General features: G+C 67.3%; 26 protein-coding genes. 17 read left to right on the top strand and 9 right to left on the bottom strand.

Annotation, left to right across the window (positions count from 1 at the left end; genetic code table 11):
- Positions 1-5: 5 nt before the first annotated feature.
- From AC50X9_RS06435 to AC50X9_RS06425, 3 genes are read right to left on the bottom strand one after another with little or no spacing between them, the layout of a single operon-like run.
- Entirely contained in the window at positions 6-602 is a 597-nt protein-coding gene (locus tag AC50X9_RS06435) for a DUF3618 domain-containing protein (protein ID WP_494891497.1), read from the bottom strand.
- A gap of 18 nt (positions 603-620) precedes the next feature.
- The gene (locus AC50X9_RS06430) at positions 621-1,034 is read right to left on the bottom strand and encodes a phage holin family protein (RefSeq protein WP_494891495.1); all 414 of its coding nucleotides are present in this window, start codon (positions 1,032-1,034) and stop codon (positions 621-623) included.
- Positions 1,031-1,924 (bottom strand): hypothetical protein, encoded by an 894-nt coding sequence (locus tag AC50X9_RS06425; protein WP_494891493.1) that lies wholly within the window; start codon positions 1,922-1,924, stop codon positions 1,031-1,033. The genes AC50X9_RS06430 and AC50X9_RS06425 overlap by 4 nt, the downstream gene beginning before the upstream one ends.
- A 341-nt stretch (positions 1,925-2,265) precedes the next feature.
- Here AC50X9_RS06425 and AC50X9_RS06420 point away from each other — a divergent pair, with 341 nt between their 5' ends.
- Positions 2,266-3,189: a spermidine synthase gene (locus tag AC50X9_RS06420; RefSeq protein ID WP_494891491.1), complete on the top strand. Its 924-nt coding sequence runs from the start codon at positions 2,266-2,268 to the stop codon at positions 3,187-3,189.
- A gap of 27 nt (positions 3,190-3,216) precedes the next feature.
- Here the strand turns inward: AC50X9_RS06420 and AC50X9_RS06415 are convergent, their stop codons facing one another.
- Positions 3,217-4,134 carry a LysR family transcriptional regulator gene (locus AC50X9_RS06415; RefSeq protein WP_494891489.1) on the bottom strand — a complete coding sequence of 306 codons (918 nt, stop codon included), beginning with the start codon at positions 4,132-4,134 and terminating at the stop codon, positions 3,217-3,219.
- A gap of 141 nt (positions 4,135-4,275) precedes the next feature.
- On the opposite strand from AC50X9_RS06415, the gene AC50X9_RS06410 reads away from it, so the two are divergent.
- On the top strand, positions 4,276-5,025 hold the full coding sequence (locus AC50X9_RS06410) for a 3-hydroxybutyrate dehydrogenase (RefSeq protein ID WP_494891486.1): 750 nt from the start codon (positions 4,276-4,278) through the stop codon (positions 5,023-5,025).
- A gap of 11 nt (positions 5,026-5,036) precedes the next feature.
- On the opposite strand, the gene AC50X9_RS06405 is transcribed toward AC50X9_RS06410, so the two are convergent.
- The 3 genes from AC50X9_RS06405 to AC50X9_RS06395 form a co-directional block, all read right to left on the bottom strand.
- Positions 5,037-5,303 (bottom strand): helix-turn-helix domain-containing protein, encoded by a 267-nt coding sequence (locus AC50X9_RS06405; RefSeq protein ID WP_494891484.1) that lies wholly within the window; start codon positions 5,301-5,303, stop codon positions 5,037-5,039.
- 17 nt (positions 5,304-5,320) lie between these two features.
- On the bottom strand, positions 5,321-5,476 hold the full coding sequence (locus AC50X9_RS06400; RefSeq protein WP_494891482.1) for a hypothetical protein: 156 nt from the start codon (positions 5,474-5,476) through the stop codon (positions 5,321-5,323).
- A 526-nt stretch (positions 5,477-6,002) separates the two neighbouring features.
- Positions 6,003-6,341, bottom strand: a complete 339-nt coding sequence (locus AC50X9_RS06395; RefSeq protein ID WP_494891480.1) for a hypothetical protein — start codon at positions 6,339-6,341, stop codon at positions 6,003-6,005.
- A gap of 237 nt (positions 6,342-6,578) precedes the next feature.
- Between AC50X9_RS06395 and AC50X9_RS06390 the strand changes: the two genes are divergently transcribed.
- The 15 genes from AC50X9_RS06390 (at position 6,579) to AC50X9_RS06320 (ending at position 22,563) form a co-directional block, all read left to right on the top strand.
- On the top strand, positions 6,579-7,415 hold the full coding sequence (locus tag AC50X9_RS06390; RefSeq protein WP_494891478.1) for an IclR family transcriptional regulator: 837 nt from the start codon (positions 6,579-6,581) through the stop codon (positions 7,413-7,415).
- A 199-nt stretch (positions 7,416-7,614) separates the two neighbouring features.
- The gene (gene hutU / locus AC50X9_RS06385; protein ID WP_494891476.1) at positions 7,615-9,312 is read left to right on the top strand and encodes a urocanate hydratase; all 1,698 of its coding nucleotides are present in this window, start codon (positions 7,615-7,617) and stop codon (positions 9,310-9,312) included.
- Between the two features lie 96 nt (positions 9,313-9,408).
- Positions 9,409-11,001, top strand: a complete 1,593-nt coding sequence (gene hutH, locus AC50X9_RS06380) for a histidine ammonia-lyase (RefSeq protein ID WP_494891474.1) — start codon at positions 9,409-9,411, stop codon at positions 10,999-11,001.
- 150 nt (positions 11,002-11,151) lie between these two features.
- Entirely contained in the window at positions 11,152-11,388 is a 237-nt protein-coding gene (locus AC50X9_RS06375; RefSeq protein WP_494891472.1) for a hypothetical protein, read from the top strand.
- A 238-nt stretch (positions 11,389-11,626) separates the two neighbouring features.
- Positions 11,627-12,733: a DUF475 domain-containing protein gene (locus AC50X9_RS06370; RefSeq protein WP_494891470.1), complete on the top strand. Its 1,107-nt coding sequence runs from the start codon at positions 11,627-11,629 to the stop codon at positions 12,731-12,733.
- Between the two features lie 56 nt (positions 12,734-12,789).
- A complete protein-coding gene (locus tag AC50X9_RS06365) occupies positions 12,790-13,380 on the top strand; it encodes a TerD family protein (RefSeq protein ID WP_494891468.1) in 591 nt (196 codons plus the stop codon).
- Between the two features lie 62 nt (positions 13,381-13,442).
- Complete coding sequence (locus tag AC50X9_RS06360; RefSeq protein ID WP_494891466.1) at positions 13,443-14,024, top strand: TerD family protein; 582 nt, start codon at positions 13,443-13,445, stop codon at positions 14,022-14,024.
- A 72-nt stretch (positions 14,025-14,096) separates the two neighbouring features.
- Positions 14,097-14,678, top strand: a complete 582-nt coding sequence (locus tag AC50X9_RS06355) for a TerD family protein (protein WP_494891464.1) — start codon at positions 14,097-14,099, stop codon at positions 14,676-14,678.
- Between the two features lie 32 nt (positions 14,679-14,710).
- Positions 14,711-15,907: a toxic anion resistance protein gene (locus AC50X9_RS06350; RefSeq protein WP_494891462.1), complete on the top strand. Its 1,197-nt coding sequence runs from the start codon at positions 14,711-14,713 to the stop codon at positions 15,905-15,907.
- Between the two features lie 34 nt (positions 15,908-15,941).
- Entirely contained in the window at positions 15,942-16,463 is a 522-nt protein-coding gene (locus AC50X9_RS06345) for a hypothetical protein (protein WP_494891460.1), read from the top strand.
- Between the two features lie 8 nt (positions 16,464-16,471).
- On the top strand, positions 16,472-17,014 hold the full coding sequence (locus AC50X9_RS06340; protein WP_494891706.1) for a TerD family protein: 543 nt from the start codon (positions 16,472-16,474) through the stop codon (positions 17,012-17,014).
- A 2-nt stretch (positions 17,015-17,016) separates the two neighbouring features.
- Entirely contained in the window at positions 17,017-17,832 is an 816-nt protein-coding gene (locus AC50X9_RS06335; RefSeq protein WP_494891458.1) for a hypothetical protein, read from the top strand.
- Between the two features lie 35 nt (positions 17,833-17,867).
- Positions 17,868-19,049 carry an HpcH/HpaI aldolase/citrate lyase family protein gene (locus AC50X9_RS06330; RefSeq protein ID WP_494891456.1) on the top strand — a complete coding sequence of 394 codons (1,182 nt, stop codon included), beginning with the start codon at positions 17,868-17,870 and terminating at the stop codon, positions 19,047-19,049.
- Positions 19,046-21,658, top strand: a complete 2,613-nt coding sequence (locus tag AC50X9_RS06325) for a phosphoribosyltransferase domain-containing protein (protein WP_494891454.1) — start codon at positions 19,046-19,048, stop codon at positions 21,656-21,658. Before AC50X9_RS06330 ends, AC50X9_RS06325 begins: the two co-directional genes overlap by 4 nt.
- The gene (locus AC50X9_RS06320) at positions 21,655-22,563 is read left to right on the top strand and encodes an HAD family hydrolase (RefSeq protein WP_494891452.1); all 909 of its coding nucleotides are present in this window, start codon (positions 21,655-21,657) and stop codon (positions 22,561-22,563) included. The genes AC50X9_RS06325 and AC50X9_RS06320 overlap by 4 nt, the downstream gene beginning before the upstream one ends.
- A gap of 6 nt (positions 22,564-22,569) precedes the next feature.
- Here the strand turns inward: AC50X9_RS06320 and hutG are convergent, their stop codons facing one another.
- Together hutG and AC50X9_RS06310 are read right to left on the bottom strand one after the other, a co-directional pair.
- Positions 22,570-23,523 (bottom strand): formimidoylglutamase, encoded by a 954-nt coding sequence (gene hutG, locus AC50X9_RS06315; protein WP_494891450.1) that lies wholly within the window; start codon positions 23,521-23,523, stop codon positions 22,570-22,572.
- A gap of 174 nt (positions 23,524-23,697) precedes the next feature.
- Positions 23,698-25,140, bottom strand: a complete 1,443-nt coding sequence (locus tag AC50X9_RS06310) for an NCS2 family permease (RefSeq protein WP_494891448.1) — start codon at positions 25,138-25,140, stop codon at positions 23,698-23,700.
- Positions 25,141-25,204: the final 64 nt, after the last annotated feature.

The raw sequence follows: 25,204 nt of genomic DNA, 5'->3' as shown, positions 1-25,204 counted from the left end.
CGGGATCAGACCTGCTGGACGTTGTCCTTGGCCTCGGCGGTCCGGTCCTTGACATCCGTTACCGCGCCCTGGCCCTCGGCCTTGACGTGTTCGGTGGCATCGGCGGCGCTCGCCTTCACATTTTCCATTGCAGCCTGGGCAGGCTCCTTCAGTCCTTCAGCCACGTGCTTTGCGGCCTCGGTGAGCTCCGTCGTGAGCGGTTCGGCAGCGGTCTTCAATGCATCCGCGGCTTCGCGTTCCTTCTGGCTGGCGGGGATCAGCGAGGAGACCAGCAGACCCGCCCCGAAGGCAATCAGCCCTGCCGCCATGGGGTTCCCCTGCGTCTTGGTCTTCAGCTGCGCCGGGGCGTCACCGATCGCCGCGCCGGCGTCGCCGAGGTGGGCCCCGGCGCTGCCGGTGGCGGAATGGACATTGCCGGCGGTGTGGTCGGCAGCTCCCATGACTTTCTCCTTCACTCCAAAGACGGCGTCCCGCACTTTGTCAGTTTGCCGCTGGACGATGTGGGACGGGGTGACTTTGTCCGCCACGGCGTCGACATTCGTGCCCAGCCGCGCGCGGGTTGCTTCAATATCTGCTCGGATGACATCCGGGTTTTCACTCATCGTGTTTCCTCGCTGTACTTAGGGGGTGGGCTTGAGCGTGGGCGGGATTTCCTGGAGCGTTTCGGCGGTCTGGGGCATGCCCTTGATCGCGTTGAGTTCCTTGCGCCCCTTGGCGGCCAGGACTGCGGCGACAATGCCCCAGATGACGGCGACGACGACGCCGGACCAGCCCAGCCCTATGAGGTTCCCCAGCGCCCACCAGAGCGCGAGGGACAGGAACAGCAGGACGAAGTGACCAGCGACGCCCGCGCCGGCCAGCATCCCGCTGCCTTTGCCGGCGCGGGTGGCGGACTGCTTCAGTTCAACCTTGGCCAGCTCGACTTCCTGCCGCATCAGGGTGGACATGTCCCGCGTGACCTCGCCCAGGAGATCGCCCAGCGACGAGGTTTCCGCCTTGGCGTGCGCGGCGGTGTGCGGAATTTCGGTGCTCATCGACGTCCGCCATCAAAGGGATCGTCGCGGAGCCCATCCTGCCGGAGCGGGTTGGTGACGACGGGTTCCGAAGCCCAGCGGTCCTCGCGGCCGCCGCCGAGCGGGTCGGTCTCGCGCGGGACGGGCGGGTAAGTGGTGTCCGCGAAGCCCGCCGTCGTGGTTTCCGGTGCAGGCATCTGCACGGGCGGCGGCGGAACCGCCATTCCGGTATCGGCAACCCGGGTGGCCGGGCGGCCGGTACCTGCGGTGGTCGGAGCGTCCGGGGCGCCGGCGCTGAGGCTGCGGCTGAGCCGGCCTGCCAGCACGCCCGCTCCGGCCGCGATCAGCAGGAACGTGCCAGGGCGCTGGCGGGCAAAGGACTTTACCTCGGTCAGCAGCGAGCCCGGATCGCGGCCGTCGAGCCAGGCGGCCACGGCGGAGGACCGCTCGGCGGCCTGGCGCACCAGGTCGCTGGCGACGCCGGGCTGATCCGAGGCGGCGGACATGGTGTGCAGTTCGGTGGAAATGGAGCGCAGGCCCTCCGCCACCTTCTGCTGCTGCGTGCCGGCCTGGTTCGTGAGGTCGGACTTTGCCTGGTACAGCAGATCCTTGGCGTTTGTCTTGACCTCGGCCGCGACATTGGCTGCTTCGGTCTTGGCGGTCTCGGCCACATTCTGGACCGAATCCGAGGCCTGGCGCTTGACGCCGGCTGCCTCGTCCTTGGCTGCGTCGGTCTTCGAGACCCCGGCTGCGGTGGACGTACCGTAGGCCTCGCCGTCGGCGGTCGGGGGGAACGTGGCGTCGGCTTCGGCGGTCGGCGGGAACGTGCTTGCCGGCCGGAGGGGAGTCGTCTGCTGGGTGGCCGTGGGGGTGCCGTAGGTACCGTTTTCGGGCCAGTTGTTCTCTGTCATCTTCGCTCTCTTTTCAAGATCGGCTGCTGATCACAAACCAGCAATAACTGGAGGCTTAATAGTAAGCATGGTTACTAACAAATAGTAAGTACCCTTTGCTTAATTCTTCTCGGGGCCGATCAGTGCAGGGTTTTCCTGGGGCAGACCAGGGCGGATGGGCGGGGCGGGGCTGAGGCGCCCTGATCTGCCCGCGCGGTGTGCTGGACCCCGCCGCGCGATCTTCCACACGTCACTTCGGAGCATACGGGGCGCACCACCGCTCGGCGCGGGCGCATCCTTCCGGCGAAGGCCGCCCGCGCCGTCAACTAGGCTTGAAACATGGGCAGAACGGTGGACGGCTGATGGCGAAGCGGGGCAGGGCCGCTGGCCGGAGCAACACCGACAAGACGGCGGGAGTCGTGGACGTTCCGAAGGGCAGCCGTCCCGACGGGCCCGTGGAGGGCGTCTACTACATCGACACCGGTGACTGCGAGCTGATCGCCGATCAGGACAATTCCAACGGCTGGCTGCTGCGGATCAACGGCGTGATGAGTTCGCACATCGACCTGGCGGATCCGTTGTTCCTGGACTTCGAGTACATGCGCTGGATCTCGGCGCTGGTGGAATCGCGCTGGGCACGGGAATCCCGGCCGAAGCTGCGCGCCCTCCATCTTGGCGGCGGAGCATGCTCACTGGCGCGCTACTTCCACGCCGCCTACCCGGAGGCCCGCCAGGTGGTGGTCGAGCTCGACGGCAAACTGGCGGAGTACGTCCGGGGGTGGTTCGACCTGCCGAAGGCACCGCTGATGCGCCTGCGCGTGGGGGAGGCGCGCGAGGTGACGGAAAGCCTCACCCCGCAGACCCGGGACCTGATCATCCGCGATGTTTTTGCTGGCTCGGTGACGCCGCGGCCGCTCACCACCAAAGAGTTCACCGAGCACGCCGTGCGCGTCCTGGCACCCGGCGGGATGTACGTGGTGAATTCCGGGGACGCCCCGGACCTGCGGAACGCACGCGAGGACGCGGCGACCATCGCGGACACCTTCAAGCACACGGTGATTATCGCGGACCCGGCCATGCTCAAGGGCCGGCGGTACGGGAACATGATCATGGCCGGCAGTGACATCCCGTTCGACGACGACCCGGGGCTGGCAAGGCGCCTGCTGGGCGGGGCGGTACCCGCGCACATCTGGAATGATGCCAAGGTCCGGTCCTTTGCCGCCGGCGCTCCGGTCCGGCACGACCCGAAAACAGAGGATCCACTCCCGCCGTCGGCTGCTCCGTAACGGCCGTTTTGCGGCCCCAAACGGCGCCTACGGAGCAGTCGGCGCAGTTCCTCCCCGCCCCATAAGCGCCTCACGGTGCGCCTTCGTCTGCTCGCGCAGGGCCTGCACCACCGCGGCGACGGCGGGGCGGCGCATGGAATCGGGCCGCAGCACCATCCAGTAGGGCAGGAGTTCGGCGAACTCCTCGGGCAGCAGCCTGACCAGGTCGGGGTGCAGGTCCGCCGCGAAGCACGGCAGGAACCCTATGCCGGCGCCGGCGCGGGTCGCCTCGATGTGGACGAAGACGTTGGTGGAGCTGAGCCCGTCCCGCATGGCGGGCACCAGACGGCGCGGCGCGTCCAGGTCGTCCACCTGGAGCATGGAATCCACGAAGTAGACCAGCGAATGGGTGCTCAGTTCCTCGATTGTCGTGGGAGCGCCGTACTCGGCCAGATAGTGGCGGGAGGCATACATACCCAGCATGTACTCGCCGAGCCGGGCCGCCGCGGCCCGGTGCACCTGCGGTTCACCGACCACAACTTCGATGTCCAGGCCGGAACGCTGCTGCAGCGCCCGCCGCGTCATGGTGATGATCTCAACGCTGAGACCGGGGTGCTCCCGGCGGATCCTGGCCACCGCGGGTGCCGCGATGTACGCGCTGAAGCCGTCCGTTGCGGTCATCCGGACGACGCCGGTCACAGGGTCAGGCGCCCGGCCCGGCTCGTCGAGGACACGGACTGCCGCTTCCACGCGTTCCGCCACCTGCACCGCTTCGGCGCCCAGATCCGTGAGCTCCCAGCCGCCCGACGCGCGGGACAGCACCCGACCGCCCAGGGCCTTCTCCAGTGCCGCAATCCGGCGCGACACAGTCGTGTGGTTCAGCCCCAGCGATTGCGCGGCAGTGGTGAACTTCGCCGAGCGGGAGACGGCCAGGAGTACGAGCAGGTCATCCGGGTTCGGTTTCATATCTGCAATTCTGCACATACCTCGTGCCTGTTTGACCATTGAATCGCCAACTTTGTGCGGCAATACTCAGTGAAGCTGCTCAGTGCTGTGCATCGCACCTCCTCTGGGCTGTATAAGACCACAAACTTGAGGAGTGCAGCCATGGAGAGCAGCTTGAACGGGCGCAAGGCCCTGGTGACCGGCGGAGCCGGCGGAATTGGCGCCGCCAGCGTCCGCGCCCTCGCCGCGCGGGGTGCCAAGGTGGTGATCGCGGATGTTGATGAGGCCGCGGCCGAGGCCCTGGCCGACGAGGTCGGCGGCACCGTCTGGGCGGTGAACCTGCTCGACGTCGGATCCCTCGAGGCCGTCAGCCTGGACTGCGACATCCTCATCAACAATGCTGGCATCCAGCGGATCAGCCCGATCGAGGACTTCGATCCCGCGGACTTCCGCCGCCTCATCACGCTGATGCTGGAAGTCCCGTTCCTGCTCATCCGCGCCGCGCTGCCGCACATGTACGCGAATAATTACGGCCGGATCATTAACCTGTCATCCGTGCACGGGCTGCGTGCCTCGCCGTTCAAGAGCGCCTACGTCTCAGCCAAGCACGGACTCGAAGGGCTGAGCAAAGTCACGGCGCTGGAGGGCGGCGCGCACGGCGTCACGTCCAACTGCATCAACCCCGGCTACGTCCGCACGCCACTCGTTGAGTCCCAGATCGCGGACCAGGCCAAGGTGCACGGGATCCCGGAGTCCGAGGTGCTCAGCAAGATCATGCTGACCGAGGCCGCGGTGAAGCGCCTCGTCGAGCCGGAGGAAGTCGCCTCCCTGGTGTCGTGGCTGGCGTCCGATGATGCCGGTATGGTCACAGGCGCTAGTTACACGATGGACGGCGGCTGGTCGGCGCGCTGACCGGACGCTGATCACTCAGTATTCTTGCCGTCGCCCTTGTCTGCGCCCTGGTCTCCGTCGGCGCCTTTGTCGTCGCCCTGGTCCAGGGTAGCCGGTTCGGTGGAGCGCCGGATGTAGTCATTGACGGCTTCCTCGGGAACCCGGAACGAACGACCCACCCGCACGGCCGCGATGGCGTGCGCTTTCACCAGCCGGTAGACGGTCATCTTGGACACGCGCATCGCTGCAGCAACTTCCGCGATAGTCAGGAAGTGGGAGGAAACATTCGCTGAGCTCACGTCTTCTGGCCCTTCCACTATTCGGGGTACCGGAGTTGCCGGTAGTCGTAGAAGACGACGCGCCCTGCGGGGCTGCCGGCTGTCCGGAGGCCCACATACGGGGTCTTGATAACTGCCACGGTGCCCAGGTGCCGGCCTGTGAACGGGTCATCCCCGATCAGCACCTGCCCCACCCGGAATGGAACTCTCGGAATTTTGGCGCGGCTGACCGTTTTCGACAGCAGCCGTGCCAGGCCATGTCTCTGGTGTTGTACCTGCGGAGATGCTGGGGACCCCATCGGAACCACTCCTTCGAAAAGCGAGTCATGCACGATCGGCGGTTCCGGACCAGATTTGGGATGGCTCTCCAGCCAGCGTCCTGTGCGGTCCGGACCAGCCGTGAAGCAACTGTAGCCGCCCGCCCCTCTCGTCACACGAGTAACTTCTACCCCTGCGGGACCGGGCACCACTTAGGCTGCCGCGCCGACTACTTGCCGGACGGTGGCTGTACCCCGTTGCGCCCAGGGCAAGGGTGCCACCCAGTCCAATCATCAGCACGCCGCCGGTCCTGGCCAGCGCCGCGATCCGTCGGGGCGAGCGGGAAAAACCCAGGGGCTCGCCCCACCGGCGATCAACGCCCAGCCACTGTCCGAGGCCGCTGCCGTCCGAGGATATGCTGCCGCCCGGGGATATTTGGACGGCGCGGGGTAGTTCGACCATTTAGTCCGCCTGCTGCAGTGCGAGCACGATGATCGCGGCGTTGAGCCCGAGGCCAATCAGCCACCAGCGGTTGAAAGTCAGAATCAACAGTGCAGCCGATACCGCCGCTCCGGCGACCGTGACCGGAACCCACCACGCCGCGTCCCCGATCAGGCCGAGCCCGCCGAACGCCAGGATCACGGCGGCGGCAATGGCCAGCCCGGATGCCAGCCGGCGAACATTGCCGGCAAACGGTGAGTGGCCGACGTCGAACGGTGCCTTCTCGTCCGGCTTCGGCAGCCAGATGGCCAGATGAACCAGCCCGTGCGCAATCACAAACACCCCGGCAATCCAGCGCATGGCTGCCCTCCTGTGTCCGGCTGTCGGGTCCATCCAAGCGCCGCCGCCGGGCAGCGGCAAGGGCCGGAAGTCCCCGTCCGGGACGCGTCCCCGGCCCCGCGGCGGAAAGGGCCGGCGTCTGCGCAGGAATGTCCGGGATACCAGACGGCACAACCCCGCACCGGACCGCCCAGGGCCCCGGCCAGGGCGCATGATTAAGTACGGGATACCGGACACCACACCATGTGAAGAGGATTTATGCCAGCCACCAGCACCACCCCGCCTGCCGACGACGCGGCGCCGCGGGCCGCCCCGGCAAAGCTGGCGTCCAAGGTTCCGGCGGCGGAGAATACCTTGCGCATCCTCAAACTGCTGGCCTCGAAGCGGGGGCCGATGGCGGCGTCGAACATTGCCACCGCGCTGGGACTGCCGCGCTCCAGCGTCTACCACCTCCTGGGGGTGATGGAGGCCAACGGCTTTGTGATGCATCTGCACGAGGAACAGCGTTACGGGCTGGGGATCAGTGCGTTCGAGCTCAGTTCGGCGTACTCGCGGCAGGAACCGCTGTCCCGCCTGGGCCGGCCGATGCTCGCCTCGCTGGTGGATGTAATCGGCGAAAGCGCCCATCTCGCCGTGCTGCACGGCCGGGACGTGCTGTACATCGTTGAGGAACGGGCGAAAAACCGCCCGTCGCTCGTGACCGACGTCGGCGTCCGGCTGCCGAGCCATCTCACCGCGAGCGGACGCGCCATCCTCGCGGCGCTGCCGAAATCGCAGGTCCGCGCGCTGTACCCCAACGCTGCCGCTTTCACGGCCCGGCACGAGACTGAGTCGCCGATCATGAAGTACTCGGCGCTGTCCTCGCATCTGGACCAGGTCCGGCAGCGCGGTTACGCGACCGAACATGGGGAGGTCACGCCCGGGTTCGGCTCGATCGCCGCCGCCGTCACGGATCATGTGGGCTGGCCGACCGCCGCCGTCGCCGTGACCTTTATCGAGGACAAACTGCCGCCCGAGGAGTGGCCGGCCCTGGCCGCCCGGGTGAAAAAGGTCGCCGACGAGCTCTCGATCCGGATCCACGGCCGCCCCGCCTGACAGTCCCTATCCACGTTCCCTATCCACAGGTTTTAGGCACGGGATGTGATAGCGCAACGTGGGGGCGGCGGACCTGTCGCCCGGGTCTGGAATCCCGGACAGCACCTGCGTGCGGGCCCTGTTTCCGCGGAGCCGGGCAGGCTTTAGTTGAAACAGCACCTCATTTCGCCGAACCACCAGGAACCAGAAGGAGCCCCTCATGGCACCCGCCGACTTCACCACCGGTGCCCGCCCGGTCAAAGCGGCCCGCGGCACCGAGCTCACCGCCAAGAGCTGGCAGACGGAAGCCCCGCTGCGCATGCTCATGAACAACCTGGACCCCGAGGTCGCCGAACGCCCGGATGACCTCGTCGTCTACGGCGGCACCGGCCGCGCCGTCCGGTCCTGGGCCGCGTTCGACGCGATCACCCGCACCCTGGAAACCATGGAAAAGGATGAGACCCTTCTGGTCCAGTCCGGCAAACCGGTCGGGGTCTTCCGCACGAACGAATGGGCGCCGCGGGTGCTGCTGGCCAACTCCAACCTTGTCGGCGACTGGGCGAACTGGCCGGAATTCCGCCGGCTGGAGGCCGAGGGGCTGATGATGTACGGGCAGATGACCGCCGGGTCCTGGATCTACATCGGCACCCAGGGCATCCTGCAGGGCACCTTCGAAACCTTCGCCGCGATCGCCCGCAAACTCACCGGGGACGAAAACGGCACGCTCGCCGGCACGCTTACCCTCACCGGCGGCTGCGGCGGGATGGGCGGCGCCCAGCCGCTCGCCGTCACCCTGAACGAGGGCGCCTGCCTGATCGTCGACGTCGACGAAAGCCACCTGCGCCGCCGCCTCGGCAAGCGCTACCTCGACGAGGTCGAAACCGACCTCGACGCCGCCATCGCCAAGGTCCTCGCGGCCAAGGCGGAGCGCCGCGGCTGGTCCGTCGGCTATGTCGGCAACGCCGCCACGGTCTTCCCCGAAATCCTGCGCCGCCACCTTGCCGGTCAGCTCACCGTGGACATCGTCACGGACCAGACCTCCGCGCACGACCCGCTGAGCTACCTGCCCGAGGGCATCACGGTCGGGGAATGGCACCGCGAGGCTGCGGCCGACCCGGAGGGCTTCACCAAGAAGGCCCAGGCCTCCATGGCCAAGCATGTCCAGGCCATGGTCGAATTCCAGGACGCCGGCGCCGAGGTGTTCGACTACGGCAACTCCATCCGCGACGAGGCCCGCAAAGGCGGCTACAACCGAGCCTTCGAGTTCCCCGGCTTCGTCCCGGCATACATCCGGCCGCTGTTCTGCGAGGGCATGGGCCCGTTCCGCTGGGTGGCGCTCTCCGGTGACCCGGAGGACATCGCGGTCACGGATGCCGCCATCAAAAACCTCTTCCCGGACAACAAACACCTGCACCGCTGGATCGACGCCGCGCAGGAACGAGTGGAGTTCGAAGGGCTGCCGGCCCGCATCTGCTGGCTGGGCTACGGCGACCGCGCCAAGGCCGGTCTGCTGTTCAACCAGCTGGTCAAGGAGGGCAAGGTCAAGGCGCCCATTGTGATCGGCCGTGACCATCTCGACTCCGGCTCCGTCGCGTCCCCGTACCGCGAAACGGAGGCGATGGCCGACGGCTCGGACGCCGTGGCCGACTGGCCGCTGCTGAACGCCCTGCTCAACACCGCCTCCGGCGCCACCTGGGTCTCCATCCACCACGGCGGCGGCGTTGGCATCGGCCGCTCCATCCACGCCGGCCAGGTCTCGGTCGCGGACGGCACCGACCTCGCCGCGCAGAAACTCGAACGACTGCTCACCAACGACCCCGGCATGGGTGTCATCCGCCACGTCGACGCCGGCTACGACCGCGCCGTCGAGGTCGCCGCCGAGCGCGGCGTCCGCATTCCCATGAACGAAACCCGCTAACCGGTCCCAACCCCACATCGACTGCTCCGCAACTGCCCTTTTGAGCCACCAGAAGGGCACTTGCGGAGCACTCGATGAGAACGAAGTAGGAACACCATGACTCTCACCACCCACACGCCGCTCACCGTCACCCTCGGCTCCAGCGGCGTCACCCCCGAGGACGTCGTCGCCGTCGCCCGCCACGACGCCCGGGTGACCATCTCGCCGGACGCCCTCGACGCCGTCGCCAAGGTACGCGCCCACATCGACGACCTCGCGCACAGCGAAACCCCCGCCTACGGCATCTCCACCGGATTCGGGGCCCTGGCCAACCGGCACATCCCCACCGAACTGCGCACCCAGCTGCAGAAGTCGCTCATCCGCAGCCACGCCGCCGGCATGGGCCCGGCCGTGGAACGCGAGGTGGTCCGCGGCATCATGTTCCTGCGCGCCAAAACCCTCGCCTCCGGCCGCACCGGCGTCCGCCCCGTGGTGCTGCAGACCATGGTGGACGTGCTCAACGCCGGCATCACCCCGGTGGTCCGCGAATTCGGCTCCCTCGGCTGCTCGGGCGACCTTGCGCCGCTGTCCCACTGCGCCCTCGTGCTGATGGGAGAGGGCGAAGCGGCCGGCCCGGACGGCACGCTGTACGGCAGCAGGGGCGGCCGCCCGGTCGCGGAACTCCTCGCCGCCCACGGGATCGAGCCGGTCACCCTGGCCGAGAAGGAAGGCCTGGCCCTGGTCAACGGCACCGAGGGCATGCTCGGTATGCTGCTGATGGCGATCGCGGACATCCGCGGGCTGCTCACGACGGCGGATATCACCGCCGCGCTCAGCGTCGAGGCGCTGCTCGGCACCGACCAGGTGTTCCTCCCCGAGCTGCACGCGGCGCTGCGCCCGCACCCGGGCCAGGCCGCCTCCGCGGACAACATGCTCCGGGTCCTCTCCGACTCCCCGATCGTGGCCTCGCACCGGATCAACGACACCAAGGTCCAGGACGCGTACTCGCTGCGCTGCGCCCCCCAGGTGGCCGGCGCCGTCCGCGACACCGTGGACCACGCCGCCATGGTCGCCTCCCGCGAACTGGCCGCCGCGATCGACAACCCGGTGGTGCTGCCCGACGGCCGGGTCAGCTCGAACGGCAACTTCCACGGCGCCCCGGTGGCCTACGTGCTGGACTTCCTGGCGATCGCCGTCGCGGACCTGAGCTCCATCGCCGAGCGCCGGACCGACCGCATGCTGGACCCGGCCCGCTCGCACGGGCTGCCGGCGTTTCTGGCGGCGGACCCCGGCGTCGATTCGGGCCTGATGATCGCCCAGTACACCCAGGCCGGGCTGGTCTCGGACAACAAACGGCTGGCCGTCCCGGCGTCGGTGGACTCCATCCCCAGCTCCGCGATGCAGGAGGACCATGTGTCGATGGGCTGGCACGCGGCCCGCAAACTCCGCCGCGCGGTCGAGAACCTGCGCCGGGTCCTCGCGATTGAACTCGTGGCCTCGGCGCGGGCGCTGGACATCCGCACCCAGCTCTCCGGCGGCGACCTCACCCCGGGGCCCGCGGGTACCGCCGTGATCGCCGCGCTGCGCGACGTCGTCGACGGTCCGGGCACGGACAGGTTCCTCTCACCGGAACTTGAAGCGGCGGACCTTCTCGTGGCCTCCGGCAAGATTCGGGCGGCGGCCGAATCCGCCGTCGGAAATCTCGCCTGAAGGAAAACAAAATGCACTTCGGGTGGACAATTCCCGGTACTCCCGAAATAGTCTGCAACACGGGCGGCAGGGCCCCGGGAACTGTAGTAGAAATGGAAGTTCACACCAATGAAGTTGTGATAAAGAACATATACAAGGGGGTAGAAGTTCATGAAAGCACGTGGAACGGTCATTTCCGGGCGCCATACGTCAGCGACCACGGTTTCTGACTGGCGGAGCCTGAAGGCCGGAGATCGGGTTGAAATCCTTAAGCACGCCCAGGTTTTGGCAGCCGGTGAGGTCGAAGAGGTCTCGCTGAGCGGCAACGTTCTCTGGCTGGTTCCGGTGGTCCCTTCCGAGACCCAGCTTTTCCTGAAGTCCGACGGTGTGGAAGTGCGGCGCGGCTAGCCGCACCGGTCGCGCCGGAAAGTCCCTGCCCTGATCGGCGGGGACTTTCTCCGTTCGGGCGCTGGCCAGGTGCTGGCCGCCGTTCGTCGTTAGCGATAATACGGGCGTGGCAGGGCGCAGCGTCGCACCCAGCGGATAGGATGGGTGCCACGAAGTCTTGGGGGATAACTTCCGGGATGTTTTTTCGCCGTCCTGCCGTCGACCGGACAGGACCCGTCGTTCCAGGAGTTGTTCCAGCTTGATCCTCAAGACATTCGGATGGTCGTTCGCGGTCACCATCATCGCCCTAGTGGTCGCCTTCTTTTATGGCGGGCCCGAAGCGCTCATCCTCTGCATCATCCTGGGCATCCTGGAAGTCAGCCTGAGTTTCGACAACGCCGTGGTCAACGCCCGAATCCTGGAGCGGATGAACGCGTTCTGGCAGAAGATGTTCCTCAGCGTCGGCATCATCATCGCCGTGTTTGGCATGCGCATCCTGTTCCCGCTCCTGATCGTCGGTGTCACGGCCGGCCTGAATCCGGTCGAAGCCGTCACCCTGGCAATGGAGAAGGGTGACCCGGCCACGCCCGGCAGCTACGGGTACCTGCTGCACGAGGCGCACCCGCAGATCGCCGCCTTCGGCGGAATGTTCCTGCTGATGCTGTTCCTGGACTTCATCCTCGCCCACCGTGAAATCAAGTGGATCAAGTTCCTTGAAATCCCGCTGGCCCGGCTGGGCAAACTCGAAGGCGCCTCCCTGATCGCAGGCATGGCCGCCCTGGCCATCGCCGGTGCCGTCTCCGGCGAGAAGCAGGGCATCGTGCTCCTCTCCGGCCTGCTCGGCATGATCACCTACTTCCTGGTGAACGGCCTCGGGAACCTCTTCGACGTCGATCAGGACGGCGACATCGACGCGGCGGATGCGGACCGCCTGGTCCACTCCGGTCCCTCCGGTTCCGCCAAACTGGCCGGCAAGGCCGCCTTTATGCTCTTCCTCTATCTCGAGGTCATCGACGCGTCCTTCTCGTTCGACGGCGTCATCGGCGCCTTCGCCATCACCTCCGACCCCATCATCATTGCCCTGGGACTCGGCTTCATCGGCGCCATGTTCGTCCGCTCGCTGACCGTCTTCCTGGTCCGCGAAGGAACGCTGGACGAATTCGAATACCTGGACCACGGCGCGCACTGGGCCATCGGCGCCCTGGCGGTCATCCTGCTGATCACCATCGTGACCCCGATCAACGAAATCATTACCGGCCTGATCGGCGTGGTCTTCATCGGCGCCGCCTTTACCGGATCGATTATGCGCAACCGGCGCGCCAGCGCCGCCAAGCAAGTACACGAGCCAGCGGACGTAAAAAGCTAGCTCGTTAGCAGCACTTACCAAGCAGTAACCACGACTAGGGAAAAGCGAGTAAATCAATGGGTTTGAGTCTGCAAAAAGGCCAGTCACTGTCGCTCACCAAGCAGAACGGCGAGTCCCTGACGAACGTCCGCCTGGGTCTGGGGTGGGACTCCGCTGTCCCGGCCAAGAAGGGGTTCTTCGGCGGCACGAAGACCGTTGAGATCGACCTGGATGCCTCGGCCATCATGTTCGACGCCGAAGGCAAGCACCTGGACACGGTCTTCTTCAACCAGCTCAAGAGCAAGGACGGCGCGGTCCGCCACACCGGCGACAACCTCACCGGCGCCGGCGACGGCGATGACGAGACCATGACGGTCAACCTGCCGGCCGTCTCGCCGGCGGTCCAGAGCATCGTGTTTGTCATCACGAGCTACAGCCAGCAGACCTTCGACATGGTCCAGAACGCTTTCTGCCGGGTTATCGACGACTCGGCCGCAGGCAGCCCGGAAGTGGCCCGCTACTCCCTCACGGAGTCAGGCCGGAACACTGCCATGATCATGTCGAAGCTTTCACGGACCGGCAACGCCTGGACCTTCCACGCGATCGGCAATCCGGCCAACGGCCGCACGGCAGGGGATGTCCTCGGCGCCGCGGCGTCCGCCCTGTAGCCAAACGGGACCGGGGCTTCTGAGCCCTACCGACTGCACCCACCAAACTGAAGGAGTACCTCGTGTCAAGCCTGACTCTCAGCAAGGGCAGCAACCTGTCGCTCACGAAAGCCGATCCGGGACTTCGCAAAGCAATGATCGGTCTGGGCTGGGACCCGCGGAGCACCGCCGGTGAACAGTTCGACCTCGACGCCTCGGCTCTCCTTATCCGCGCTGACGGCAAGGTCCGCTCCAACGCGGACTTCATCTTCTATAACCAGCTTTCCTCGCCGGACGGCTCGGTCGTCCACCAGGGTGACAACCGCACGGGCGAAGGCGACGGGGACGACGAGCAGGTCCTGATTGACCTCGACACCGTGGCGCTGGACATCGAGAAGATCGTCATTGTCGTATCGATTGACCAGGCAGAGGCCCGCCGGCAGAACTTCGGCCAGGTCCGCGACGCGTTCTGCCGCGTCGTGAACCAGGAGACCGACAACGAAGTGGTCCGCTACGACCTGACCGAGGACGCCGCTGCCGAAACCTGCATGATCTTCGCCGAAATCTACCGCCACAACGGCGAGTGGAAGTTCCGTGCGGTCGGCCAGGGCTACGCCTCGGGCCTCCACGGCGTTGCCACGGACTTCGGCATCGCGCTGGACTAAAAGCCGGTCGGCCCGGGGAAACCCGGGCCGCCCAGTCACCCCTCCCCCCCGACTGAACAAGGAGAACAACCAATGGCTGGACTGACCCTCACCAAAGGCAGCAACCTTTCGCTCACCAAGACCGACCCGGGGCTGAACAAAGTTCTCGTCGGGCTCGGCTGGGATCCCCGCACGACCACCGGTGACGCCTTTGACCTGGATGCCTCAGCGCTCATGCTCGGCGCGGATGGCAAGGTCCGCAGCTCCGCGGACTTCATCTTCTACAACCAACCGGCCGCCGCTGATGGTTCGGTTGTTCACAAGGGTGACAACCGCTCCGGTGACGGCGACGGCGACGACGAAGTGGTCGCCGTCGAGCTCTCCGCCGTCGGCGCGGACGTTGAGCGGATCGTTTTCGTGGTCTCGATCGACCAGGCGGAAGCCCGCCGGCAGAACTTCGGCCAGGTGCGTGCCGCGTACTGCCGTGTGGTCAACCAGGAAACCGACGCGGAAGTCGTCCGCTACGACCTGAGTGAGGACGCGGCGCCGGAGACCTGCATGATCTTTTCCGAGCTCTACCGGCACAACGGCGAGTGGAAGTTCAAGGCAGTCGGCCAGGGCTACGCCACCGGCCTCGCCGGCATCGCCGCGGACTTCGGCGTCCAGCTCGGCTGAGCACCCAAGACCCTAGAAAGAGAGACGGACCCATGAGCATGCAACTCACGCCGCCGGAGGCCACCGCCTCGTCGCCGCTGGTACTGAACGCCCCGGAAAGCGTTGACATCGTCAAGGTGGACGACGCTCCGGGAATGGTTCCGGTTCCGGCCGAACGCCAGCAGGAGATCAACGCGCAGGCGCGCGCGTTCATCAGCGAGGTGTCGGCGATGAGCCCGTTCAGCCCCGAGTACTCCAGCAAAATTGATGGCATCAACCGGCTGGCCGGGCAGCAGCTGGTGGCCTCCGCCAGCACCTCAAGCCGGCTGCTGGAGCGGTCATCCACGTCGCTGGCCGGTGCGAAGAAGTCCGGCAGTAACGCCCAGGTGCAGGTCGCCTCGACGCTCGGTGAGCTTCGATCCACCGTGGAGGACCTGACGCCGAACAACTCCGACTTGAGCGTCGGCCGCAAAATCCTGGGAATCATCCCGGGCGGCAACAAGCTGGCGAAGTACTTCCAGAAATACGAGAGTGCGCAGACCCAGCTCGACAAGATCATCAAGTCCCTGATGGCGGGGCAGGACGAACTGCTCAAGGACAACGCTTCGCTTGCGCAGGAAAAGACCCAGCTGTGGGAGACCATGCAGGGACTGAGCGAATATGCCGTGTTCGCCAAGGCCCTGGATACTGCAACCGCCAGCAGGATCGACGAGATGAAGATGCAGGGCCAGATCGAAGAGGCGGGCAAACTCGACTCGGACGTGCTGTATCCGATCCGCCAGCGCCACCAGGACATCCTGACCCAGCTGGCCGTCTCGGTTCAGGGCTATCTCGCCATCGACATGATCCGCAAGAACAACACCGAACTGATCAAGGGCGTTGAACGGGCCCGCACGACGACGATCTCCGCGCTGCGGACCGCCGTCATTGTGGCCCAGGCGCTGGCGAACCAGAAAATGGTGCTGGACCAGATCGACGCCATCAACACGACGACGAACAACATGATCCTGAAGACAAGCGAGATGCTCAAGGATCAGACCGCGCGGATCCACCAGCAGGCGGCGAGTTCCGGCGTCAGCGTCGAAACACTGCAGAAGGCGTTCGACAACGTCTTCCAGACCATGGACGCCATCGACACCTTCCGCTCCCAGGCCAACAAGAGCATGGAAGGCACCGTGCAGGCCCTCGAAACCGGCCTGGAACGGGCGCGCCCCTACCTGGACAGGGTGCGGCAACAGGAGGGGAATTAGTGGTCGTCAGCCCTGAGCAATAGGCTTACGGGCTATGGTCGCAAAATTCTTAGGCTCGCTGTTCGGCGGCGGAGCGGCGTCCCGCTCCGCCGCGGTCCCCGGGGCCGAATCTCCGCCCGCCGCGGATCCGGTTGCGGACGAACTGACCGTCACCGGGACCGCGCTTGAGGAGCTCCGTCGGACCGTCCTGGGCAATGGCGCCGAACTGCCCACGGTCGTGGTGTCCCAAGTGCTGCAGTTGGCCGACATCCTGCGTGCCCTCATCGGCTACATCGGCCAGTCGGGGGCGTCCACGGAACAGCGCGTCCTGCTGAACGCCGTCGTCACCGACTATCTCCCGTCGCCGCTGCGGGCCTATTTGATGCTGGCCGCTGCATCGCGGACCGACGACTCGGCGGACACAGCGGTATTGCTGGAACAGCTCGACACGCTATATTCCACCGCCCAGAACCTGGACAACCAGGTCCGGACGGGGGCCGTAACGGAACTGGCCGTCCACGGCCAGTTCCTTCGGGACAAGTTTGATATTGATGGTCTTCATCTGGAAGGACGCTAGTGACTTCGATGGTCGCGGGCAGCAACGCCGCCCTTACTGCTGAGAACCCGGGACTGGCGAAAGTGCTGCTGGGAATCGGCTGGGACCTCGTCCCGAGCCGTGGCCCGCAGGCGGAGCTGGTTCCGATGGTGATCATGTGCGGGACGGATGGCCGCGCCATCTCGGATGACCATCTGGTGTTTTTCAACCAGATCGCCAGCCCCGACGGCAGCATTTCCTTCGCGGGAGCGGAAGACCAGGAACAGATCGACGTCGACCTCAACCGGGTGCCCGAGTCGGTCCAGAAGATCGCGGTGCTCCTCTACGTGGATCCGGATGTGCGGGGGCCCGGTACCTTCGGGGCCGTCAAGAACGCCTACCTGCGGGTCGCCACCGAACAAAACCGGGAACTTCTGCGTTTCACGGTGCCGCGGGGGAACCTCGACAAGATCAACGCCATGATCCTCGGCGAGCTCTACCGGCACGCCGGGGGCTGGAAGTTCCGTGCCCTCGGCCAAGGTTACGAGGCCGGGCTCGCAGCCGTTGCTGCCGACTTCAAGCTGAAGCTCTGAACATGGCGTTGAATCGAACCGCAGTGCGGACCGACATCGGATACCTCAGCCGGCGCCGGAAGGCCGTGGCGCAGCCTGAGCCCACCCAGACCCCTGCGCACAGCACTGCCCGCGCCTCCGCACCGGCCCCGTCGGGCGGGCTGACGCTCGGCTCCGCACCGGCCCCGTCGGGCGGACTCACGCTCGGCTCCGCACCGGCCCCGTCGGGCGGACTCACGCTCGGTGCCGCCCCGGCGCCCGCACCGTCCACGAGCGCCCCGGCGGCATCCAGGCCGGGCCCCCGGCGCGCCCCGACGGCGTCGGAGCGGCTGTTCCCTGCCCCGGACTTTGGCAGCCTCCGCGAGTTGGGGGAAGCGAACCCGGTGGTGCGCCTGAACGCCAGGCAATCCGCGATTGGCTCACTCCTGGTGGCCGGGGTTCGCTCGGTGGCGTGGGAGGACCAGCGGCTCACCACCGGCGCACACCACACGGACGGGCACAAGGCCGGGACAGCCGTCGTCACTCCCGGAAATCGGCCCCTGGCCGGCGTCCAGGACGGGGCCGGCATCGTGTCGCTGCGCCACATCCGGCTGCTGCGACGCGCCCTGTTCGTCGCGGGGGAGACCCCGCTGACGGTCGGAGTCTTCGACGGCGCGGCCGCCGCGGTTGCCGCCCGGAACGATGCCGGGCTGCGGAGCGTTCTGTATGTCGTGCGGGTCGGCGCGGTCCTTGAACTTCGCGCCGAGTTCGTGCCCGCAGACGCCTCCGATGCAGCCATCTGGGCTATTTTCGGTTTCACCATGACCATCCCACTGGACCAACGGGTCCTCCTGCGCTGATCCGGAAGCGCACCACTGCTATCCGCTAGGGGACGATGCAGCACTTCAAAGCCCTGACCGAATCCGTCAAGGATAGGCTTTTCCACCTTCGCCCTGAACACCTTCACCGCACCTCGGACCCGGGCCTGCTCGCCGTCGCACTGGGCGCCACCCTGTACTCGCCGGCCACCAGAAGCTCGCTGGCACACGGAATCCGGAAACAGGCGCGGGCCGGGTGCCTCAGCATCGTCGTCTGCCTCGAAGACGCCGTCCCCGACGGGGAAGTCCCCGCCGCAGAGGAGAACCTGCTCGCTGCCCTGGCGGAACTGGCCCACGACGATCCGGGCGAGCTCCCGCTGATCTTCATCCGGTGCCGTACGCCCGAACAGCTGCTCGACGTCGGCCGCAGGGCCGGTGCCGCCCTCAAAGTGGTCTACGGCTTCGTCCTGCCCAAGTTCGAGAACGAAACAGGGCGCGGGCGCGCCTTCCTGGCGGCACTGCAGCTGTTGAACGAAGAAGCCGGACGCACCGGGGCCCCGGAGGAACAGGCCCTGATGGCGATGCCGATCATCGAGGACCTGTCGACAACCCACCTGGAGTCACGCGTCAGGGTGCTGACGGACAACCTCGCCCTGATCGAAGAATTCCGTGATCTCGTGCTGTGCGTCCGGATCGGTGCCACCGACATGTCGAGTGCCTTTGGCCTGCGCCGTTCCCGCGACCTGACCATCTACAACGTCAAGGTCGTCGCGAACATCATCGGCGACGTCGTGAACATCTTCGGCCGCCCGAATGACGGCTGGGTCATCACCGGCCCCGTCTGGGAACACTTCGTCAACACAGAACGGGTCCTGCGGCCGCAACTGCGGTCCACGCCGTTCGAAGCCGCCAACGAGGGCAAACTCCGGAAGCGGATCCTGCTGGAAAATCTGGACGGCCTGATCCGCGAGATTGAACTGGATCTGGCCAACGGCCTGCTGGGCAAGACCGTTATCCATCCCACCCATGTGCCCGTGGTGCACGCCATGTGCGTCGTGAGCCACGAGGAATACCTCGATGCGCTGGACATTGCCGGGAGTGCAGGGGGAGGGGTGAAGGCATCGTCCTATGGAAACAAGATGAACGAGGCGAAGCCACATCGGGCCTGGGCGGAACGCACCCTGTTGCGGGCCAGGGCCTTCGGGGTCGCGCGGCCTGGCGTCAATTTTGTCGAACTACTGGAAGCGAGCATGCGGTGAAGCAACTCTCGACGGAGGCTCCCTGGAGCGGCGGTTACGTGCGCGATGCCCTCGGCGTCGACGTGGTCTCAGAGCCCGGCCGCAGCGTGCTGCCGGTGAAGGCACTGGTCGGGCTGGCGCTGCGGCGCAATCCCAAACGGGCCCATCTGCTGGTCTCGCGGGTGCTCGCCAAGCACGTCCCCACCGAACCCGGGATCGTGACGTCGGCGGGGCGGCTGCTGGGGCTCCTGGTCCGCCGGGAACTCCAGCTCCCCGAGGCCTCCGGATCCCTGACCGCCGTCATTGACGAGGCCGCCGACAGGCTGGAGCGCCTGCTGGACGCCGCATCACTGCCGGACGGCGGGGTGGCCCCGGCCGAGGCTGAACGGCGCACCAGGATGGCCGCCGTGGCAGCCCTGTGCGACCTGCTCGCCGGAGAGCAAACGGAACTTCCCGGCGTCGTGACCATCGGCTACGCGGAAACCGCCACCGGGCTGGGGCAGCTGGTGGCCGGGCAACTGGGCACGTATTACCTCCACTCCACCCGGCAGGGCAGCAGCGGGATCGAGCCGTACGGCGCGTTCGAGGAAATGCATTCGCATGCAACCTCCCATCAGCTGCTGCCGACCAGCCGGGCCGCCCTGGACCTGGCCGGGACCGTGGTCCTGGTGGACGACGAACTCAGCACCGGCGCCACGATCATCAACACCATCCGCGAACTGCACCGCACCGCCCCGCACCGCCATTACGTCGTCGCCTCCCTGGTGGACCTCCGCTCCCCGGCAGACCGGGACCGCCTTGATGAGCTGGCACGCGACCTCGGCACCCGGATCAGCGCCGTGGCGCTGGCGCAGGGAAGCATCCAATTGCCGGACACCCTCGCCGCGGACGCAGCGGAGCTGATCGGCCGCCTTCCGCTCCCGCCCGAAGCGGTCCCCGGCCCGGGCCGGATCCAGCTGTTGGACCTGACCGGAATCGTGCCGCCCATCCGCAGCGCACGATTCGGCGTAGCCGGGCGTCCGGATCCGGACCAGGCGGCACGCATCGCGGACGCCCTTGCCGCCGACCTCGGCAGCAGCGCCGCGGCGGGGACCCGCGTGCTTATCCTCGCCACGGAGGAATTCATGGCCCTGCCGCTGGCGGTCGCCGCCCGGCTCCAGGACCTGCGCCCCGACGCCGACATCCGCTATTCCACCAGCACCCGCTCACCGATCGCCGCACTGGACCAACCGGGCTACGCGATCCGTTCCGCGATCGCCTTTGACAGCGACGACGACGCCCCGGACGGGCCCGGACCGCGGTTTGCTTACAACTTCACGCACGCCGAAGGGCGCTTCGATACGGTGGTGATCATGGCGGAACCCGGCACCCCGGTGCCCGGACTCCTGGCCCCCGGCAGGATCGCCGAGGCGGTCGCCGGCAGCGCCGACGACGTCCGGCTTGTTGTGCTGCCGGTCCAGTCACCGTTCCCGACGCCGCTGGTCGGCCCCGCCTTTGGCTCCTATCTGCCGGAGGACGTGGAGTGGCTGCTGAAGGACCTGAGCTTTGCGCAGCTGGAAGCGCCGAAGGCAGAGCGTGAAGCGGCGATCCAGTCCGGCAAGGCCAGCTACGCCGAATCGCTGCCGCAGGAGTTCGAACCCTCACCCGAGTACGGCGCCTTGTTCCAGGCCGCACTGGAGAGCACCGCCGTCCGGATCGCGCACGCCGTCGGAACGCTCACCGAGCAGGTCCTGAAGCTGCGCGGCGACGCGCCCGTGCTGGTGTCCCTCGCCCGCGCCGGAACCCCCGTGGGCATCCTGATGAAGCGCTGGGCCCGGGAAGTCCACGGACTGACGCTGCCGCACTATGCCATCAGCATCGTCCGCGGGCTCGGCATTGACCAGACCGCGCTCGGCTATCTCGCCTCCCGGCACCGCCCAGAGGACGTTATGTTCGTCGACGGCTGGACCGGCAAGGGAGCCATCGCACGCGAACTGGCCGCCGCCGTCGAACTCTTCCGTAAGACCGACGGGCCGGCGTTCCGGCCGGACCTTGCGGTCCTCGCGGATCCCGGGCGCAGCGTCCGGATCTTCGGCACCCGGGAGGACTATCTTGTCCCGTCGGCCTGCCTGAACTCGACCGTGTCCGGCCTTGTCTCCCGCACCGTCTTCAACAAGGCCCTGATCGGCCCCGGCGATTTCCACGGGGCCAAGTTCTACTCGGAGCTCGCCGGCAGCGACGTCTCCCGCGACTTCCTGGCGGCCGTCACGGCCCAGTTCGACGGCGTCCGGGACGAGGTCCTGCGGGCGGCAGCCCACGGCCCCTCGGACATCGCCGGGCTCCCGGAGGCGGACTGGTCCGGCTGGGCCGCCGTCGAGGCGATCAGCCGCGGCTTCGGCATCAACAACGTGAACCTGGTCAAACCGGGGGTCGGCGAAACCACCAGGGTCCTCCTGCGGCGCGTGCCATGGAAGGTGCTGGTGCGCCCCGAGGCCGTCCCGGAGCTCGCCCACGTGCTGCACCTGGCCGAACAGCGCGGCGTCGAAGTGCTGGAGGTCCCGGACCTGGCCTACAGCTGTGTCGGACTGATCCATCCGCTCCACACGCCGGGAGCAACCGGCGCCGACGGCAAGGCAGTGGTCGACGTATGAGCGTTACATCAAGCGCCGCACCCGTCATGGTGGCCAGCGACCTGGACCGTACCTTGATCTACTCTTCGAACTCCATGGCTCTCGTGGGGAGCGACCACCAGGCGCCGCGGATGGTCGTCGCCGAGGTCTATGACGCGGCGCCGCTGTCCTTCATGACCCGGGCCGCGGAAGAGCTGCTGGAAGGGATCGTGGAGCGGAGCGTCTTCGTGCCCGTCACCACCCGCACCCAGGCCCAGTTCTCCCGCGTGCGGCTCCCGGGCTTTGGCCGCGGGTACGCCGTCACCACCAACGGCGCAGTTCTGCTGCACGACGGCGAGCCCGACGCCGGCTGGTCCCGGCACATCCGGCGGTCGTTGGGCGGTTGCGCGCCCCTGGCGGACGTGCTGGACCATCTCACCGGCAGCGCCGCAGACCCCGCGGTGCTGAGGGTCCGGACCGCCGAAGACTACTTTGTCTACTCGATCGTTGACCGGCAGGCGCTGACCGATGCGTACCTGGACGGGCTCAACGACTGGTGTGCCGCCCGCGGCTGGACGACGTCCCTGCAGGGTCGCAAGCTCTACTGCGTGCCGGCTCCGATCACCAAGGAAGCCGCCGTGCAGGAAGTCCGGCGCCGCAGCGGTTCAGGCCTCCTGGTGGCCGCGGGCGACTCGCGCCTGGACGCAGGCATCCTCGAGTTGGCCGACATCGCCATCCGCCCATCGCACGGCGAACTCGACAGCGACTCGTTCACCCGGCCAAACCTGACGGTGACCTCGGCTTCCGGGGTGATGGCCGGCGAGGAGATCCTGCGGTTCGTCAGCGACGTCCTGGCGCAGGCGGCAGACCCCGCCGCGCTGACGCGACTCCCGGAAACAGCACTGGCCGGACCGTGGTCCGGTCCAGTGGCGGCAGTCCCGCGCTGACCAGGCCTACGCCAGCAGCGTGTTGATGAGCCGCGCAGCCACCTTGGCGGTGCGCTGGTCGATATCGAACTCCGGGTTGAGTTCGGCGACGTCCACGTGCAGCAGCTTTCCGCTCGCCGCCACCTGGCGGCATACCGCGCTGATCACCGGCAGCGGCACCCCGTACGCCGCCGGCGCGCTCACCCCGGGCGCCACCGAGGCCGGCAGCACGTCCAGGTCGATGGTCAGGTAGAGGGCGTCCACCTGCGCCAGGAACGCTGCAACGAAGGCCCGCGCGGCCTCCGCCGAGCAGTCCTCGTCGAGGAGGAAGTCGGCACCGAGATCCTCGGCGGTGCGGAACAGCGCCCGGGTGTTGTTCGGCTCGGAGATGCCGACGACGGCGTACTTCAGTTCGCGGCCCGCGGCGGCTTCGGCGCGGGCCATCTGCAGGAACGGTGTGCCGGAACTGGGCAAGGGTTCGTCGCGGAGGTCGAAGTGGGCGTCCAGGTTCAGCACGCCCACCCGCAGGCCGTCGCGGACCGCCGCCGAACCGGCCACGCCCAGGTAGCTCGCGAACGCGGTCTCGTGCCCGCCGCCCAGCACCACCGGCAGCTGCCCGGCGTCGAGCAGGCTGGTGATGGCGAGCCCGGCACGGGCCTGGCCCGCTTCCAGGGCATCCCCGGCCACGGTGACGTCGCCGGCGTCGTGCACGTCCCTGCGAAGGTGGAAGGCGAGCGGACCGAGGGCGGCGCGGATCGCGGCGGGCGCGGCGGCGGCACCGGTGCGGCCCTTGTTGCGGCGCACCCCGGCATCGCTGCCGAACCCGAGAAGGACCGCCGGCCGGGCGGACGCGTCCCGGGCCCGGCGCGGGGCGTACGGCGTGACGGCCTGCCACCAGCGGCGGTGTTCGGCGCCGTCGCCGTCGAACCGGCCGGTCCAGGGCTGCGGGGGGACATCGATGACGGGCGCGGGGGAAACCATGCCCCTAGCTCACCGCAGCCCGTGCCGGAAAACCAGCCGCGCCGCCGTCGTGCCGTCCGGAATTCCGGATTTCACGCCTGCAACACCCCCAAAAGCACCGCCGAGGTGGCATTTCGCGTCCAGCCCGTGGAGGAACATGGGCGCGAAGTGTCACCTCGGCGGGATGGTTGGTGCTTAGTGCATCCCCAGCGCCGCTTCGATCGGGCCGATCGCGAAGAAGAGCAGGAAGGCCGCGGCCACGGCCCACATCAGCGGGTGGACCTCGCGGGCGCGGCCCTGGAAGGTGCGGATCAGGACGAAGCTGATGAAACCGGCGCCCAGGCCGTTGGCGATCGAGTAGGTGAACGGCATCAGGGTAAAGGTCAGGAAGGCCGGGATCGCGATGCCCATGTCCGTCCAGTCGATCTTGCCGACCTGGGAAACCATCATGAAGCCCACGACGACGAGCGCCGGCGCCACTGCCTCGAACGGCACGAGGTTGATCAGCGGAGTGAAGAACATGGCCACCAGAAACAGCAGGCCGGTGACGATCGAGGCCAGACCGGTCCGGGCGCCTTCGCCGATGCCGGCACCGGACTCGACGAAGATCTGGTTGGAGGAGACCGACGCGCCGCCGCCCACGATCGCGCCGAGCGCATCAATCTGGAGGACGCGGTCAACGTTGGGGATGTTGCCGTCCTTGTCGATGGTCCCGGCCTCGGTGGCCAGGCCGACCATGGTGCCCATGGCATCGAAGAAGATGCTCAGCAGGATGACAAACGCGAGCAGGGTCGCGGCGATGAAGCCCAGGTGCTCGAAGGCGCCGAGCGGGTTGGCCTTGCCGATCAGCGACAGGTCCGGGGCGGCCCATTCGGTGAACTTCGGGGCCACGAGGGACCAGCCTGCCGGGTTGTAGGTCTTGCCGTCGAAGCTGGGGCCGATGTGCAGGGTGAATTCCAGGATCACGGACAGGATGGTCGAGGCGATGATGCCGATCAGGATAGCGCCCTTGACCTTGCGGACCACCAGTGCGATGGTCAGGATCAGGCCCAGGACAAAGACCAGGGTGGGCCAGCCCAGGAGCTTGCCGTCGAAGCCCAGGCCGACCGGAACGGTGGTGCCGGCGACGTCCGGGATCCGGCGCACGAAACCCGCGTTGACCAGGCCGATCAGGGCGATGAACAGCCCGATGCCCACCACAATCGCGGTTTTCAGCCCTTCAGGGACCGCCTTGAACACGGCGGTACGGAATCCGGTGAGGACCAGGATCAGCATGGTGACGCCCGAGAGGACCACGAGGCCCATCATGTCGGGCCAGGTCAGGCCCGGGTTGGTGGCCACCGTGACGGCGACGAAGGCGTTGACGCCCAGCCCCGTTGCCAGCGCGAAAGGGTGCTTGGCCCACGCCCCCATCAGGATGGTCAGGATGCCGGCCGCGAAAGCGGTGACGGCGGCGACGGCGGGGAAGCCCAGGGTGGCGCCGGTGGAATCGGGACCGGAGAGGATCAGCGGGTTCAGTACGACGATGTAGCTCATCGCGAAGAACGTGGCGAAGCCTCCGCGGATCTCGCGGGAGAAGTTCGACCCCCGCTCGGAGATCATGAAGTACCGATCGAGTGCAGAGCCCTGCTTGAGCATTAGTCCTCCGGGAGAGTGGGTGTTCCTTGAATCCTATGGGGCGCACCAGCGGCGCCCGGCCAGA

The sequence above is a fragment of the Pseudarthrobacter sp. HLT1-3 genome, from assembly GCF_059383535.1.
Note: the sequence above shows the minus strand (reverse complement) of the source record. Positions and strands in the feature narration are given on the sequence as shown.